The following is a 14,654-nucleotide window of genomic DNA, read 5'->3' as shown; positions in this document are numbered from 1 at the left end:
GCCGATGCAAAAAGTCTGTTCACCCAGCTGCGCACTGAAGCACGCTAGAGCCCAGACGGAAAAGAAGCAGGCCAAGGAGCAAGCGCAAGAGCGCAAGGCCATCAAGGCCAAGCTGCAGGCGATGCAGACCAAGCCCCAGCTGGTGAAGAAGGCGCAGACGGCATTCAATGCCTTCATCCGTGCCCGTGACGCCGGCAAGCCCTGCATTTCCTGTGGCCGACCACTGGGTACCGAGCCCAACACTTACGACTGTGGCCACTACCGCAGCGTGGGAAGCGCGCCGCACATGCGGTTTGTAGAAGACAACGCCCACGGCCAGTGCAAGCACTGCAACAACCACCTCGCCGGGAACCACGTCGAGTACCGCAAGGGCCTGATCGAGCGCATCGGGCCCCGTGCTGTGGAGCTGATCGAAGCCGACAGCACCCTGCGCAAGTACACCCACGAAGGGCTGATCGAGATTGCGCGCCACTACCGGGAGCAGGCCAGAAAACTGGGGGGCAAGGCGTGAGGCGGGACGTAGAGCTGGACCACTTTCCGCCAGGCACCCGTGTGATGACGCCCACCGGGCGAACCGGCACCGTCATCAAGCACAAGGGTTTCGAGAGCAAGCACGACCACTTCCTGCGCGTGACCGTGCAGATGGACGGCGGCGGACGGCATGACCTGGTGACCTTGCAGCCGCATCTACTCACGAAATGTCCACCAGCCCACGGGGGCCACGAAACAATCGACACAAGGGCCAGCATCAAGGAATTGCAGCAATGAGGAAGAAGACTAGGCGCAAGGTATGGGCGCTGGTGAACCCGATCCAGCACGCCATCGAGGGCGCAGCCATCACCCCGGACGACAAGCTGAACCAGCTGCAGCTGCGCGAGCTGGCAGCGATCGACGCATTCGCCAAAGGCCAAGCCGGCCTGAGAGAGTGGCAGGACATCGTGGATATGGCCAACTTGTGCGAGCTGATGGCCGCGAACGGGGTGGGACCAGAGGCCGCCGAAGACTGCGCCGCCCTGCAGGCCCACATGATCGAGTCCGCCCGCCGGTACGAGCGCACCAAGAAGATGGGCACCACCGGGCCGGGACTGCAGGCCATGCGGGAGGTGTTCGAGTACCACCACCTGCAGCGCACCAGCATCAGCCGCGGCGAGTACGAGCGATTCATCCGTGAGCTGACCAACCGGATCAAGGCCAAGGCGCCCGAGGTGGTGGTGATCTGATGGCAAGACCCAGCAAACTGAGCCCGGAGCAGTGGCAAGAGATTGAGCGCCGGCTGGCTGCAGGGGAGAGGGCCGCAGACCTGTCGCGCGAGTACGGCATCAGTCAAACCCGGATTTCCGAAAGAGTTTCGAAAGTTTCGGAAAAAGTTAAGGAAACGGCCCACAAGCTGGCCGAGGCGCAAACGGCACTGGCCGAGCTGCCGGTGGCGCAGCAGTACGCCGCGGTGAGCCTGGCCGAGAAGCTGAGGGCCATCAGCGTGAGCCTGGCCAATGCGGCAGAGCTGGGGGCGAAGACCGCCCACCGGCTGCATGCGCTGGCCAACAGCGAGGTGGAGAAGGTGGACGACGCCGATCCATTGCTGTCCATGGAGGCGCTAAAGGGTGTGAGCGTGTTGACCAAGCTGGCCAACGATTCCAGCCAGATCGCGGTGAACCTGCTGGCGGCCAACCGCGACACGGTGAAGCAGGTGAACGCGCCGCCCGAGAACGAAGCGCCCAAGGGCGTGCTGGTGGTGCCGGGCGTGATGGATGAAAAGGCCTGGGAAAAGATGATGAACAACGCAAAGGACACGCAATCATGAAAAGCGACACGGAAATCATGCAGCTCGCCTTGGAGGCCCTTGAGCTGGTCGAGCACTGTGGTGCAGAGGCTATGGAGGGCGGCCTTAAGGAGATTGACGAGGCGATTGCAGAGCTGAAAGATCGGCTAACCAATGGGCCCGCCGATCACAGACTGGATGCCATGATGTTTCTAGAAAATGCGATGGACGGGCGCCACATCTGCACGCGCGCAGTTGGGCTTGTGCCCATGGAGGCGGTCCGGGTAGCCCACCATTTACTGCAAGGGCCTGGATGCAGCGGCTACGAGTGGGCTGCCAGCGAAAACGCACGGGTGGCCGCAAGGTCGGCCATTGATGATGCGAAATGGAGGCCGGAGGCGTGACGACACGCTGGGTGCCGCTCCCCGGCGCGCAGTTCAGGTTCCTGACGTGCCCGATCTTCGAGGCGCTGATGCACGGCACGCGCGGCGGTGGCAAGACCGACACGCTGCTGATGTCCTTCGCGCAGCACACGGGCAAGGGCTTCGGCCAGCACTGGCGTGGCGTGCTGTTCCGCCTGACCTACCCGCAGCTGGCCGACGTGGTGGCCAAGAGCCGGCGATGGTTCACCCAGTTCTTTCCCGAGGCGAAATTCAACAAGGCCGACTACTACTGGGAGTGGCCGACCGGCGAAATGCTGTTCTTCCGCTACGGCGCCACCGAGGACGATTACTGGAACTATCACGGGCACGAATACCCATGGCTGGGCTTTGAAGAGCTGACCAACTGGCGCGATCTGCAGTTCTACGAGGCCATGCACTCCACCTGCCGGTCATCGTTTCCCGGCATGCCGCGCATGGTGCGCGCCACCTGCAACCCGTTCGGCAAGGGCCATGGCGCGGTGAAGGAGCGTTTCCAGCTGGGGCAGGGTGGTGTGCCATCGGGCCAGGTGATCCGACTGGATGGCGAGAAGCCGCGCGTGGCGATTCGCTCCACGATCTACGAGAACCGCATCCTGCTGGCCAATGACCCCGAGTACCTGGCCACACTGGAAAGCCTGAAGGACCCCAACCGGCGCAAGGCGTGGCTGGAAGGCGACTGGGACATCCATGTGGGTTCGTTCTTAGAAGGCGTGTGGGACGCCAAGAAGCATGTGGTGGAGCCGTTCCCGATCCCGGCGAGCTGGAAGGTGTGGAAGGCCATGGACTGGGGCTATGCCCGGCCGTATGCCGTGTACTGGTTTGCGATGGACCCGGACGGTGTGCACTACATCTGGCGCGAGCTGTACGGCATGGGCGAGAAGCCCAACGAGGGAAGCCGGGAAGATGCGGCCAAGGTGGCCAGAAAGATCAAGGCCATTGAGGAACACGACGAGCGACTGGGCTACGAGTACCGCCTGAACCTGGCGGACCCTGCCATCTTCAGCAAGATCGGCGCGGACCGCTCCATCGGCCAGATATTCCGCGAGGGTGGCGTGAAGTGGATGGAGGCCTGGAATGCCAAGGGCTCACGGGTCAACGGGGCGCAGGAAATCATCCGCCTGCTGGCCGAGGGCCGGCTGAAGGTGTTTTCCACATGCAAGCACTGGCTGCGCACCGTGCCGAGCCTGCCGCCCAGCGACGACAACCCGGAAGACGTGGACACCGATGCCGAAGACCACTGTTTCCCGGCTGACACGCCGGTGATGACCAACATGGGGCCGCGTCGCATTGACAGCATTGGTGATGCTTTAGTGCTGAACGATGCCGGCGAATGGGTGCCGCATGAAAACTGGCGCGTGATCCGCCGCAATGCCGAGCTGGTGCGCGTTGTGTTTGAGGACGGCACCAGCGTCACCTGCACGCCTGACCACAAGTTTCTGACAACTGAGAATAAATATCTGCCAGCGATAGACCTCACGGACAAAATCAGTTACGCGAGGTCAATCACATGCAAGTCACAGTCATCAGCGACACTATCCAAGAGTTCAACGGCGTGCGGTACTACCGATGCGGCCGCTACTTTCAGCGCAAAGGCGTGCGGCTGCACCGGGTGGTGTGGGAGCACTTCAATGGCCCAGTGCCAGAAGGCCACCACATCCACCACAAAGACGAAGACCGCGCAAACAACCAACCAGAAAACCTGGAGTGTCTGGTTGGTGCGGATCATGTCTCAAGTCACGGCAAGACTGGCGGGCGCTGGGGCAACGGCTTGGTTGCAGCAACTGAAGCGGCCAGGGAGTGGCACAAGTCTGACGCTGGCCGCGAGTGGCACCGACAGCACTACGAAGCCCACTGCAAAGATGCTCTGCACGCAAAGCAGCTCATGCAGTGCCAGATGTGCGGATCGGAGTTTGTGGGACTTGCACGCGCCAAGTTTTGCGGGCCCAACTGCAGGGCCAAAGACTTTCGCAGGCGGAATCCGGGTTATTCGGGTCGAGCCAGCCGGCCGGGCTGACACCGGCTGCATCACCGTCATGCGGCGCCACAACTTCGCCTTGGCCAATGGGGTGATTGTGGCGAACTGCTGGGACGCCACGCGCTACGGAATCATGCGCCGCCGCCGCAACCCGGACGAAGAACAAAAGTCCGGCGACCCCGAGGAACAGACATACAAACACGACAACGACACCTACACCATGCGAGTGTGACCAATGGACATTTCTACGCCCAACCAAGCCGAGACCGGCTACCGCGACCAACCGGAGGCCGATGAGCTGGCCAAGAAGTGGAGCCGGCGCATCGCGCACGCGCGCGCCCACTGGGACAAGTTCCACAAGCGGGTGCAGCACAACCGCAAGACCGTGGCCGGGTTCAACTGGGAGGGCGACCCGAAGAGCAAGGACTTCTACAAGCTGCGCGCCAACCTGATCCAGGGAACCATCACCGCAGTGCTGCCGGCGATCTACGCGCGCAACCCGGAAATCAGCGCGGTGCCGCTCTATAAGGCGGACAACCTCAAGCTGTTCTGCAAGACGCTGGAGACCGTCACCAACCGGCACCTGGAGAAAGCCGACCTAAAGGGCCGGGCCAAGGCATCGGTGCGATCGGCCCTGACATCGAGCTTCGGCATCGTGAAGGTGATGTACCAGCGGGACATCAAGCAGGACCCGATCATCCAGAGCCGCATCAACGACACCCAGGACAACATCCTGGAGGTGGAGCGCCTGCTGTCGGACATCGAGGACCCGAACCAGCGCGGCGATCTGGAAGCGAAGAAGGCCGAGCTGGAGCAGCTGATGGCTGCGCTGAACGAGCAGGTGGAGGTGACGGCGGCCGAGGGCCTGGTGATCGACCGCGTGCTGACCGAGAACCTGCTGATTGACCCGAGCGTGTGCGAGTTCTGGGACTACCGGGACGCCGACTGGCTGTGCCAGATCATCCCGATGAAGAAGAGCCAGGCCGAAGCCACGTACAAGGTGAAGCTGGACAAGGCCAAGGCCTACAGCGACGGCAAATCCGGGGTGAAGGATGGCCGCTTTGCCAGTGCATCGGCCAGCCTGGACGAAGACCGGCAGATTGCCATTCTGGAAATCTGGGACAAGACCACCCAGCGCGTCTACACCATGGCCGAGGGCTGCGACTACTGGCTGCGCGAACCCTACAGCCCCCCGAAGGCCGGCGAGCGCTGGTATCCGTTCTTTTTGCTGCCCTTCCAGACCATTGATGGCCAGTTTGTGGCCCCTTCGCTGGTGGACCTGACCGAGAAGCTGCAGGACGAGCACAACGAGGCGCGAGACCGCTTCAACAAACACCGCGATCTGTGCCTGCCCGGCTGGGTGGCGGGGGGCGACATCAACGAGAAGAGCATCAAGCGGTACAGCGACAGTGAGATTGGCGAAATCACGATCATCGACACCGAGGGCAAGCCGCTCAACCAGGTGATCATCCCGCGCCAGCATCCGCCCATCGACCCGGCGGTGTACGACACCAGCGCCGTGCGCTACGACTGGGAGCAGGTGACCGGGCTGCAAGACGCGGCCCGTTCGACCGTGGTAAAGCCCAAGACCGCCACCGAGGCCAGCATCCTGCAGCAGAGCCTGAGCGGCCGCGTGTCGGAGTTCCGCGATCAGGTGGAAGACTGGCTGCAGGAGATTGCCCAGTATTCCGCACAGATCCTTTTGTTCGAGCTGACCGCCCCGCAGGTGGAGCGAATCATGGGGCCACCCGAGGTGCAGGTGATCGAGACCGGCGGCATGCCCATGCAGGTGGAGGTCAAGCCCTACGACTGGCCCGAGCTGTCGCGCGAAGAAGTGTTCGACATGATCGAAATGAAGATCAGGGCCGGCACTTCAGGCGCACCGGACAAGATGGAGCAGCAGGAAAACTGGGGCAAGGTTCTGCCGGTTGTGCAGGGTTTGGTGACCCAGATCATGCAGGTGCAGGCCAGCGGCATGGATGCCGAGCCACTGATCAACTTGCTGCGTGAAACACTCAAGCGCTTTGACGAGCGCCTGGAGGTTGACCAGTTCATCCCGAAGAAACCCGCCATGCCAGCGATGCCAGGCATGCCAGCGGGAATGCCAGCCCCGGCCATGTAACCCATCCCCCAACCACCAGCCACCAAGGAACCACCATGCCCATCTGGAATCAACACCTGTTTTCTCGCCTGATGAAGCCCGCCGACGATCAAGGCGGCGACTTGGGAGGTGGCAGCGCCACCGAGGCCGCGATAGACGCCATTGGCGCCGATGCGCCGGCCGAGCTGCCCGAGGAATCAAAACCCGATCAAGAAACGCCAGCCGAGCCGACCGATGCGCCGCAAAATGATGAGGGTGCCGCACCAGAAGGCGGCAAGTCCAAGCTGGCCGCGATGCTGGACGAGCTGACCGACGACCCGAACGCACCGAAGCCGGCCGAATCAAAACCCGATCAAGAAAAGCCGGCCGAGCCCGCCAAGGCCGAGGACAAGCCCAAGGCGCCCGAGCAGGAAGAGGCCGAGCTGTTGGAGGGCGTGAAGTCCGAGCGCGGCAAAGAGCGCATCAAGCAGGTGTTTGCCGAGAAGAAGCAGCTGGAGCAGGACATCAACGAGTTTCGCGAGCTGGTGAAGTCCACCGGCATGAGCGCGCAGGAGTTTGCCCAGACGCTGGAGTTTGGCCGCCTGGTGAGCAGCGGCGACGAGAAGAACCTGCGCGTGGCGCTGGAAATGGTCGAGAGCCAGCGCGCCATGCTGTACCAGAAGCTGGGTGTGGAAGCGCCCGGCGTGGACCTGTTGCAGGGCCATGACGACCTGAAGCAGGCCGTGGACAACATGGAAATCACCCGCGAGCGCGCGGTGGAGCTGGCCAAGTACCGCAAGCAACAGCAAGAGGTGCAGCAGCGCCAGCAGGTAGAGCGCCAGACCGTGCAGCAGCAGCAGGAGTTCCAGCAGCAGGTGCAGCAGGCCGCACAGTCCATGGAGGCCTATTTGCAGACACGGGCACAAGAGATTGACCACCCGGCCCGCATGAAGGTGATCACCGATCACTTCAAGAACCCGGCCAACCTGCAGGCCTTCGTCAGCACGTACCAGCCGCACCAGTGGGCCGCGACGATCAAGATGATGTACGACAACATCCAGGTGCCGCGCGCTGCAGCCAGCCCGCAGCCCATCCGATCGCGCCCGGCCGCCCTGGGCAACCCAGCCCCCAACGCTGCGTCACCGATCGACCGGATCGCGCAACGCATGGAGAGCATGGGCCTCTGAACAAAAGTCCGTGGCGGTATTGACAGCCGCCAATAATTCGATTGCCAGTTCCGCATCGCTGTGCTGACTGGCCTGCAACGCGCGTAAGCGGGGATCGCCTCCCACAGCAGGCCAGCCGGTATGCCGATGCGGTACACGCCGAATTTGTCGCTGCATCGAAGGGGTCGCGTCCTTCAGGACCAAGCCAACAGACCAAGCTGTACCCGAGTCGCGCCGGGAATCTGAAAGGCTGAACACACGGGTGGTCTTCGTGGACGGTGTGGAAGGTGAATTAACCCTTTCATTTCGGAGCGACAAAATGCCTATTTCCGCTGGAGACCTCCAAGAGCTTGCCAAAGTCTCGCTGGACGAATATCTCAGAAACATCCCCGTGGACCAGATCGCCACGGAGCGCCCCCTTCTCAAAAAGCTCATGCAAGGCCGCAAGATGTTCTTGGGTGCCAAGCAGAACATCGTGGAGAACATCCGCAAGACCTACGGCAGCAACTTTGCCTGGGCCTACGGTGAAGACCCGGTGATTTTCAACAAGCGCAACACGACCGAGCAAGCCGCCTTCCCGTGGCGCCGTGCCGTGGACGGCCTCTACCTCGATTACGACCGCCTGTTCGGCAACGGCATCAAGGTGCGCGAGGGCGAGCGCGGGGCCTACAAGCTGGAGCAGAACGAGAAAGTTCAGCTCCTGAACCTGTTGGACGAGCAGATGGAATCGCTCAAGGAAGGCTTCATGCAGAAGCTGGACCTGGAGCTGCACCGCAACGGCACTGCCGACACCGACGCCATCGTGGGCCTGGACACGCTCATTTCCGTGGCGCCGGGCACCGGCACCGTGGGCGGCCTTGATCGTGCAACCGCCACTTACTGGCGCAACTATGCCGAGACCGGCATTTCCGTGGCATCGGTGGGCAACCTGGCCCAGCGCATGGAGCTGGCATGGCGCCGTTGCATCAAGAACGGCGGCTCGCCCGACTTCATCCTGGCTGGTGGCGACTTCATCGACGCCTACCGCAAGGAAATCACCGTCACCAACAACGCCAACGCCGGTGCTGTGAAGCAGCTGGACGCTGGTGTGGGCTCCGGTGTGAACACGGGCCTGTACTTCAAGGGCGTGGAAATCATCTGGGACCCGCAGTTTGAAGAGCTGCAGACCCTGGAGAGCCCGCTGGTGTCCTGGAACAAGCGCTGTTACTTCATCAACACCAAGTTCATGAAGTACCGCGACGACGACATGGACATCGTGACGCCGGTACGCCCGCACGACACCCTGGCCATGTACGCCATGGTGAACCTGCGCTGCGCGCTGTCCATCAGCCGCGCCAACGCGCACGCCGTCCTGGCTATCGCCTGATGACCAGATCGAGCCCCGGCCTAGCGCCGGGGTTCTTCAATCCACTGGAGTATCCCAATGAGCAAGACCAATGTACCCATGGTGGAAGTCATGGTTCGCCGTGACGCCAACACCATCACCGCCGTGGCCGTGCCGCCCTACGAGCTGACCATGCTGCGCCAGATGTTCGGCAAGGAGAACGTCAACGGTGACAAGGTGGTGGGCCACATCGAAGTCGAGGCCGACCAGGAGTTCGAGCGCCTGAGCGCCAAGTACGGCGCGCAGAAGGTCGTCAAGGTCTATGGCGACGATGGCGGCGAGCGCCTGGCCGAGATGGTCGAGAAGGTCGCCGTGAAGGCCGAGGCCAAAGCCAAGAACCCCAAGAAAGCCGAAGGCGAAGCCGGCGGCGAGACCAAGCCCGAGTAAGGAAGCAAGATGGCGCAGCCGCAAGCATACGATCGCATCGTAGATTTCACCGAGCGCGACGGTGACGATACCAACCATGCGGGTATCAACTCCGAGCTAGACGCGGCTGCGCTGTCCATCAATCAGATCAGGCAAAACCTTGCACTGATCCAGAAAGACGATGGCGCCCTGCAAAACGGCATCGTCGGTGCTGACCAATTGGCGCCTTCGGCCTTTGATGCTTTGCAGGCCAGCTTAGATGAGGCTACGCAAGAAGCCCAAAATGCTGCCCAGTCCGCCTTAACTTCAGCACTGACGGCTACACAAGCGGCCTCAGATGCTGCCAACTCGATTGCAGTCGTTCAGCAGGCGGAGACTGCTTCACTGCTGAACGCGCAGAATGCACTGGCGTCTGCCACTGCAGCACAAGCCAGCGCCGGAAGTGCAGCTACATCGGCTGCAAATGCGTCCACCAGCGCCTCTACTGCCTCCACATCGGCCACCAATGCAGCAAACAGCGCAGGTGCAGCGGCCGCATCGGCTGCGTCTGCAGCAAACAGCGCGAGCACGGCAACCACGCAGGCAGGCATTGCAACGACAGAGGCCGGCAATGCAAGCGCATCAGCATCGGCTGCATCTACGAGCTCGATCAATGCGGCCAATAGCGCTTCAGCAGCAAGCACATCAGAGTCCAATGCAGCAAACTTTGCAACATCGGCGGCAAACAGCGCGTCAGCCGCTGCCGCCAGTGCGGCCAGCATTGATTCGGAAAACCTTGTTAGGGTTTTTGGAGACCAAAATATTGACGGGACTAAGACGTTTATCAGCCCACCAGTTGTACCAGCCGGAAGCTGGAGTCTAAACAGGCTGGAGAGCGTGCCTGGCTTTCGTATTCTGGGCAACCTTTCTGCTGCGAGTGCGCCGCCCGAGGCGTTGTCTATTGCGCAGTTTGTAGCAGCAAATCAAGGGATTTTTAAGCTTGACCCAAACTCCGCCTGTTTTGTAAAGACCGGCCCTAACGCGCTGGCGGTTAAAGCCTTTTCCGCGTTCCGCACTGAGGTCAACGTTATCACTTTTGCCGCAGACACCCCCGTCACCATGCCGACCCTCACAGCGGGTGAGGACTACGCCATCTGGGCGCGGCCTGACGGCACGCTGCAAGCCACCCCAGACCCGTTCAGCAGCCCAGCCGCGCCGCCTGTGTCCGGTGCTCGCAAGATCGGCGGCTTCCACTATGGGCTGGTGGCCCCCGGCACCACACCCGCCGGAGGCTCGTTTGCCACCACTGGGTTCACCAATCAGGGCGGCTCCATGATCTGGACGCAGGCTGATGTCGATCGCATCGCCGGCATCAACGAATTCAGCCTGTGGGACTTGGCCTGGCGCTGCAAAGGCCAGCAACGCGGCATGGCGCTCGACCCGCAGACCGAGGTGTGGCACGCCATCTACTTCTGCTCGGTCAACCACATCGTCAACGGCATCAGCCGCAACAACACCGACGTGGCCAGCGGCACGGTGTTGCCGCGCATTCCGCTGGCGTATGGCGGCAACGGTAGCACCAACTACGGTCGCCTCAGCCAGTACGAGTGCGAAGAAATCGCCGCCAGCTTTGGCCTGCGCCTACCCACGCCTGACGAATTCCGCAGCGCCATGTTTGGCGTGACTGAAGCGCAGTCCCTGGGCGGCGCAGCGGCCACCATACCGCTCACTACCCGGCAGCCGGGCTATACCAGCCGTCTGGGCATCGAGCAGGCGACCGGCCATTTGTGGGTCTTCGCTCGCGGCAACAGTGCCGCAGGCGGCAGCGCATGGACCGCGGGGCCCAACCGAGGTAACGCCTACGGCAATCCGTGGGTGGTTTTGCTGGGTGGCGACCGCGACAACGCGGCGAACTCCGGCTCTCGGGCGTCCGCCTCGAGCGACGTCGCGTGGAACTCGTACTGGAGCGTTGCGTTGCGGGCCGCCGGTGACCACCTGAAACATGTATGAGGCTGCGAAAGCAGCCTCGCAAGAAATGATGGAACAGCCAGCCCAAACCGCCGCCAAGCCTGAACCGCGCGCCGCCATGGCCGTGGTGATGCGCTTCGACGGGTTTGTGAACTACCTCTACCCCATGCTGACGAACACCAACCGCCAGCACCGGGTGTTGCGAGACACGGCCATTGCGGCCATTTTTGAGCAGTACCGGCTGTTTCACGCCGCCGGGAAAAGCAATCAGGTCTCGCGCGTGTACGAGGCAGACGCCGGGCTGGCGTACCTCAAAGAGCTTTTGCGCTTCATGGCCGCGCCTGAACGCAAGCTGGTGTCGCGTCGCCAATACGAGGTTGCCAGCGTGCACCTCGCAGAGACGGGTGCCATGCTTGGGGCTTGGGCAAAGTCTGCGCAAAAGAGGCAAGGAGGGGGCTAAAGTGGCAACCGCAACAACGCGGCGAACTCCGGCTCTCGGGCGTCCAACTCGAACAACGTCGCGTGGAACTCGAACTGGAACATTGCGTTGCGGGCCGCCGGTGACGATAAAAGTCAAGGCTCCTGCACCTGGTGCCGCTACGGCAACACCAGGCGACCTTTTTGGATATGGTCAGCCCCTCTTGGCCTGCTTCGGCAAACACACTCAGCGGTTCGGAGAACGGGGAGTAGGGCAGTGCCCGAAACCCGGGCCGACTCATGCAAGGCCAGGGATGGGCCAGAAGTACAAACACCTGTTCGACCAGATCACCGACCCCGACAACCTCTGGGAGGCCTACCGCAAGGCATCTGTCGGCAAGCGCTTGACGATCGGCTACCTGCTGTTCAAGCAAGACGAGGCTGCGAACCTGGCCTGGCTGCGGCAGCGCCTGGTGGCCGGCACCTACCAGCCCAGCGCGCCGCGCACCTTCATGGTGTACGAGCCCAAGCCGCGCGAAATCAGCGCCCTGCCTTTCGTGGACCGGGTGGCGCAGCACGCCTTCTGCAATGTGGTGGAGCCGATCTTTGAGCGCCTGTTTCTGCCGCAGAGCTACGCTTGTCGCACCGGGCGCGGCACCCATGCCGCTGCTGCGGCGGTGCAGGCCATGTTGCGCCGCGCCATTGCAGATGGCTCGCAGCCCTGGATGCTGAAAACCGATTTCTCCCGCTACTTTGCCTCGGTGCGGCGCGACGTGCTGCACCAGGAATTTGCCCGCAAGATCGCCTGCCGCCGCACCCTTGACCTGCTGCGCCGGTTCGTGCCGGCCACCGGCTGCGGCCTACCCATCGGCAACCTGACCAGCCAGCTCAGCGCCAACATCTACGGCCACATCTTCGACCGCTGGCTGGTGCACACCGTGGGCCTGACGCGCTTTGCCCGCTACATGGACGACGTGGTGGTGGTCGGCCGCAGCCAGGAGGCCATGGCGCTGCTGCAAATGCAGGCCGCCGCCTTTGCCCGCAGCCAGATGGGGCTGCGGTTTTCGCACTGGAGCGTGCTGCCCTGGCAAGCGGGCGTCAACTTTTGCGGCTATCGCATCTGGCCCACGCACAAGCTGCTGCGCAAGTCCAGCGTCACCCGGGCCAAGCGCAAGCTGCGCCGGTTTGACGCAGCCGGCGACACGGAAGGCCGCCGCAAATTCCTCGCCGCCTGGCTGGGCCATGCCCAGTGGGCAGACACCCACCACCTGATTCAACACCTAGGAGTTGCACATGCCTGAGTACCACTTCAGCCCCCACACAGGGGAGCACATCGAGACCGCCACGCCTGCCGACTGGATGGGCAGCACGTCGATTGCGCCGCCCGCGTATGACCGGGCCACGCAGGGCGCTTTCTTCCGGGGCGGGGCCTGGGAGGTGGAGACTGCGCAGCCGCCCGCCGCGCCCGTTCCGCAGCAAGTAACCCGCGCCCAAGGCAAGGTGGTGTTGATTCAGATGGGGTTGTGGCAGCCCGTGCTGGACTACGTGGCCGGCATTGCCGACTCTACACAAAAAGCCGTAGCTGAGGTTGCGCTGCATGACACGCAGTTCTGGCAGCGCAGCAGCCCGTTCTTGGCCCAGGCAGCCGCAGCGCTTGGCATGACAGACGCGCAGCTTGATGATCTGTTTGTGCGGGCGGAAGGAGTGGTGTTGTGATGTACCTGCTGGCCGTCATCCTGTTCCTGTGGGTGTTTTGGTACGCGTACATCCTGGTGATGGGCTTGTATCGGGCGCACTTGGCCGGACGGATGACGCGGTTCACCTATTTCTTGTCGTTCCCCGCCTTGCTGGCGGGGTATGTCATGGATGTGGTCGCTCAATACACCTTGGCCACGGTGTTCTTTCTTGACCTCCCGAAGCGCGGGGAGCATCTGGTCACGGACCGATTGAAGCGTTACATCGCGCAAGGCTCTGGATGGCGTGCAGCAAAGGCCGAATGGGTATGCACTCATCTGCTCGATATTTTTGACCCAACAGGCAACCACTGCTGACTATGCAACCAGAAAACCAGGGATACAACGGACCGGAGCGCAGGCGCGGTGGCTGTGAATGCGTTCAGGTATCAGAGGCGCAGATCGCCTTGATGATCGAGGAAGAAGTGGAGCGCCGCCTGAGCAAAGCAGAGGACAAGCTGCTGGCTCACATGGACGTGAAGTTCGGGCAACTGCACAAACTCATCACCGACGCTTTCCCTGGCGGCGACCCGCACGGGCATCGAATGGCTCACGAAAAGCAGATACGTGATGCCGATGGGTGGGCCAAGATGAAAGCCGAGGTGCTTTCCAAGTTCCTATCCGGCGGCTTATGGGTCGCTGCCGGCTGGCTGGGCTTTGCCATTTGGCAGGCCTTCAAAGAATCCGTACACAAGTGAGGCCACCATGCCGCAAGCCCCCGCCTACAACCGCACAAAGAATTTCCTGGAGAACAACCCGGACCGCACCGACCACGCGGCGGTGAATGCCGAGCTGGACAAGGTGGCGCTGTCCATCAACGCGCTGCGCTCGAATGCAGGCCTGCTGCAGAACGATGACGGCACGCTGAAGAACGCGATCGTCACGCTGGCCAGCCTGGCGCCTGAGCTGGTGAGCGACCTGACCGGACCCCAAGGCCCGATTGGCCCCGCTGGCCCGACCGGTCCCGCCGGTCCGCAAGGTCCGCAAGGCCCGAAGGGCGACACCGGTGCGTCATTCAATGCCGATGCGCGCGATTTGTTCGCCAACCGCAACCTGTACGACCTGCAGCCCAAGGGGTTCAGCTTCCTGGCCATGGACACCGGGTTCATGTACTTCAAGCTGTCCAACACCAGCGGCGACTGGAGCGCGGGCAAGGAGTTCGGCAAGGGCGAGACCGGCGCCACCGGCCCAGCAGGACCAACCGGGCCGCAAGGCCCGCAGGGGTTGCAGGGCATCCAGGGCATTCAAGGCTTGACCGGCCCGGCCGGCGCCGATGGCTTGGACGGCGTGGTGACCAGCGTGGACACCGCCCTGAAAACCGCCAGCCTGATCGGGCGCACCAGCGTGAACGCGCAGCTGCAACTGGTGGCCGGCCAGCTGCGCATCGTCCTGACCACTTCGTGAG

Annotated in this window: 18 protein-coding genes and 1 pseudogene; 18 read left to right on the top strand and 1 reads right to left on the bottom strand. The window is 62.6% G+C overall.

What is annotated here, in order from left to right; genetic code table 11:
* Positions 1-4 precede the first annotated feature (4 nt).
* The 11 genes and pseudogenes from ACYVHH_RS08995 (at position 5) to ACYVHH_RS08945 (ending at position 9,173) form a co-directional block, all read left to right on the top strand.
* Positions 5-511, top strand: coding sequence for a recombination protein NinG (locus tag ACYVHH_RS08995; RefSeq protein WP_460564797.1), 507 nt, complete (start codon positions 5-7; stop codon positions 509-511).
* On the top strand, positions 508-768 hold the full coding sequence (locus ACYVHH_RS08990; protein ID WP_460564796.1) for a hypothetical protein: 261 nt from the start codon (positions 508-510) through the stop codon (positions 766-768). Before ACYVHH_RS08995 ends, ACYVHH_RS08990 begins: the two co-directional genes overlap by 4 nt.
* Entirely contained in the window at positions 765-1,220 is a 456-nt protein-coding gene (locus ACYVHH_RS08985) for a hypothetical protein (RefSeq protein ID WP_460564795.1), read from the top strand. The genes ACYVHH_RS08990 and ACYVHH_RS08985 overlap by 4 nt, the downstream gene beginning before the upstream one ends.
* Positions 1,220-1,801, top strand: coding sequence for a helix-turn-helix domain-containing protein (locus ACYVHH_RS08980; RefSeq protein ID WP_460564794.1), 582 nt, complete (start codon positions 1,220-1,222; stop codon positions 1,799-1,801). Before ACYVHH_RS08985 ends, ACYVHH_RS08980 begins: the two co-directional genes overlap by 1 nt.
* The gene (locus ACYVHH_RS08975; RefSeq protein ID WP_460564793.1) at positions 1,798-2,163 is read left to right on the top strand and encodes a hypothetical protein; all 366 of its coding nucleotides are present in this window, start codon (positions 1,798-1,800) and stop codon (positions 2,161-2,163) included. Before ACYVHH_RS08980 ends, ACYVHH_RS08975 begins: the two co-directional genes overlap by 4 nt.
* Positions 2,145-3,611: pseudogene (locus tag ACYVHH_RS08970) on the top strand (hypothetical protein); the annotation flags it as partial. The gene ACYVHH_RS08975 and the pseudogene ACYVHH_RS08970, both read left to right, overlap by 19 nt.
* A 77-nt stretch (positions 3,612-3,688) precedes the next feature.
* A complete protein-coding gene (locus tag ACYVHH_RS08965) occupies positions 3,689-4,195 on the top strand; it encodes an HNH endonuclease signature motif containing protein (protein ID WP_460565271.1) in 507 nt (168 codons plus the stop codon).
* Between the two features lie 196 nt (positions 4,196-4,391).
* Complete coding sequence (locus ACYVHH_RS08960; protein ID WP_460564792.1) at positions 4,392-6,278, top strand: hypothetical protein; 1,887 nt, start codon at positions 4,392-4,394, stop codon at positions 6,276-6,278.
* A gap of 35 nt (positions 6,279-6,313) precedes the next feature.
* Positions 6,314-7,423, top strand: a complete 1,110-nt coding sequence (locus ACYVHH_RS08955; RefSeq protein WP_460564791.1) for a hypothetical protein — start codon at positions 6,314-6,316, stop codon at positions 7,421-7,423.
* Positions 7,424-7,721: 298 nt separating this feature from the next.
* A complete protein-coding gene (locus ACYVHH_RS08950; protein ID WP_460564790.1) occupies positions 7,722-8,768 on the top strand; it encodes a phage major capsid protein in 1,047 nt (348 codons plus the stop codon).
* A 57-nt stretch (positions 8,769-8,825) separates the two neighbouring features.
* Complete coding sequence (locus tag ACYVHH_RS08945; RefSeq protein ID WP_460564789.1) at positions 8,826-9,173, top strand: hypothetical protein; 348 nt, start codon at positions 8,826-8,828, stop codon at positions 9,171-9,173.
* Positions 9,174-9,514: 341 nt separating this feature from the next.
* Here ACYVHH_RS08945 and ACYVHH_RS08940 read toward each other — a convergent pair whose 3' ends face one another.
* Positions 9,515-9,913 (bottom strand): hypothetical protein, encoded by a 399-nt coding sequence (locus tag ACYVHH_RS08940; protein ID WP_460565282.1) that lies wholly within the window; start codon positions 9,911-9,913, stop codon positions 9,515-9,517.
* 115 nt (positions 9,914-10,028) lie between these two features.
* Here ACYVHH_RS08940 and ACYVHH_RS08935 point away from each other — a divergent pair, with 115 nt between their 5' ends.
* The 7 genes from ACYVHH_RS08935 (at position 10,029) to ACYVHH_RS08905 (ending at position 14,653) form a co-directional block, all read left to right on the top strand.
* Positions 10,029-11,141, top strand: a complete 1,113-nt coding sequence (locus tag ACYVHH_RS08935) for a phage major tropism determinant (protein ID WP_460565270.1) — start codon at positions 10,029-10,031, stop codon at positions 11,139-11,141.
* A 25-nt stretch (positions 11,142-11,166) separates the two neighbouring features.
* Positions 11,167-11,559, top strand: coding sequence for a diversity-generating retroelement protein Avd (avd, locus tag ACYVHH_RS08930; protein WP_460564788.1), 393 nt, complete (start codon positions 11,167-11,169; stop codon positions 11,557-11,559).
* 271 nt (positions 11,560-11,830) lie between these two features.
* Positions 11,831-12,817 carry a reverse transcriptase domain-containing protein gene (locus ACYVHH_RS08925; RefSeq protein WP_460564787.1) on the top strand — a complete coding sequence of 329 codons (987 nt, stop codon included), beginning with the start codon at positions 11,831-11,833 and terminating at the stop codon, positions 12,815-12,817.
* Complete coding sequence (locus ACYVHH_RS08920; protein WP_460564786.1) at positions 12,810-13,232, top strand: hypothetical protein; 423 nt, start codon at positions 12,810-12,812, stop codon at positions 13,230-13,232. The genes ACYVHH_RS08925 and ACYVHH_RS08920 overlap by 8 nt, the downstream gene beginning before the upstream one ends.
* Positions 13,232-13,567: a hypothetical protein gene (locus ACYVHH_RS08915; protein WP_460564785.1), complete on the top strand. Its 336-nt coding sequence runs from the start codon at positions 13,232-13,234 to the stop codon at positions 13,565-13,567. Before ACYVHH_RS08920 ends, ACYVHH_RS08915 begins: the two co-directional genes overlap by 1 nt.
* A gap of 92 nt (positions 13,568-13,659) precedes the next feature.
* Positions 13,660-13,947, top strand: a complete 288-nt coding sequence (locus ACYVHH_RS08910) for a hypothetical protein (protein WP_460564784.1) — start codon at positions 13,660-13,662, stop codon at positions 13,945-13,947.
* 7 nt (positions 13,948-13,954) lie between these two features.
* A complete protein-coding gene (locus tag ACYVHH_RS08905; protein ID WP_460564783.1) occupies positions 13,955-14,653 on the top strand; it encodes a hypothetical protein in 699 nt (232 codons plus the stop codon).
* The last annotated feature ends 1 nt before the right edge of the window (position 14,654 follow it).

This window comes from Hydrogenophaga aquatica (genome assembly GCF_054780915.1).
Note: the sequence above shows the minus strand (reverse complement) of the source record. Positions and strands in the feature narration are given on the sequence as shown.

Bases quoted from the DNA above. Each gene is read 5' to 3' on its own strand.
- ACYVHH_RS08960 (WP_460564792.1), top strand. From the start codon at position 4,392: ATGGACATTTCTACGCCCAACCAAGCCGAGACCGGCTACCGCGACCAA.
- ACYVHH_RS08905 (WP_460564783.1), top strand. From the start codon at position 13,955: ATGCCGCAAGCCCCCGCCTACAACCGCACAAAGAATTTCCTGGAGAAC.
- ACYVHH_RS08945 (WP_460564789.1), top strand. From the start codon at position 8,826: ATGAGCAAGACCAATGTACCCATGGTGGAAGTCATGGTTCGCCGTGAC.
- ACYVHH_RS08950 (WP_460564790.1), top strand. From the start codon at position 7,722: ATGCCTATTTCCGCTGGAGACCTCCAAGAGCTTGCCAAAGTCTCGCTG.
- ACYVHH_RS08955 (WP_460564791.1), top strand. From the start codon at position 6,314: ATGCCCATCTGGAATCAACACCTGTTTTCTCGCCTGATGAAGCCCGCC.
- ACYVHH_RS08995 (WP_460564797.1), top strand. From the start codon at position 5: ATGCAAAAAGTCTGTTCACCCAGCTGCGCACTGAAGCACGCTAGAGCC.
- ACYVHH_RS08985 (WP_460564795.1), top strand. From the start codon at position 765: ATGAGGAAGAAGACTAGGCGCAAGGTATGGGCGCTGGTGAACCCGATC.
- ACYVHH_RS08975 (WP_460564793.1), top strand. From the start codon at position 1,798: ATGAAAAGCGACACGGAAATCATGCAGCTCGCCTTGGAGGCCCTTGAG.
- ACYVHH_RS08920 (WP_460564786.1), top strand. From the start codon at position 12,810: ATGCCTGAGTACCACTTCAGCCCCCACACAGGGGAGCACATCGAGACC.
- ACYVHH_RS08925 (WP_460564787.1), top strand. From the start codon at position 11,831: ATGGGCCAGAAGTACAAACACCTGTTCGACCAGATCACCGACCCCGAC.
- ACYVHH_RS08980 (WP_460564794.1), top strand. From the start codon at position 1,220: ATGGCAAGACCCAGCAAACTGAGCCCGGAGCAGTGGCAAGAGATTGAG.
- ACYVHH_RS08965 (WP_460565271.1), top strand. From the start codon at position 3,689: ATGCAAGTCACAGTCATCAGCGACACTATCCAAGAGTTCAACGGCGTG.
- ACYVHH_RS08910 (WP_460564784.1), top strand. From the start codon at position 13,660: ATGATCGAGGAAGAAGTGGAGCGCCGCCTGAGCAAAGCAGAGGACAAG.
- avd (WP_460564788.1), top strand. From the start codon at position 11,167: ATGATGGAACAGCCAGCCCAAACCGCCGCCAAGCCTGAACCGCGCGCC.
- ACYVHH_RS08940 (WP_460565282.1), bottom strand. From the start codon at position 9,913: ATGCTGGCCGCACTGGCGGCAGCGGCTGACGCGCTGTTTGCCGCCGAT.
- ACYVHH_RS08915 (WP_460564785.1), top strand. From the start codon at position 13,232: ATGTACCTGCTGGCCGTCATCCTGTTCCTGTGGGTGTTTTGGTACGCG.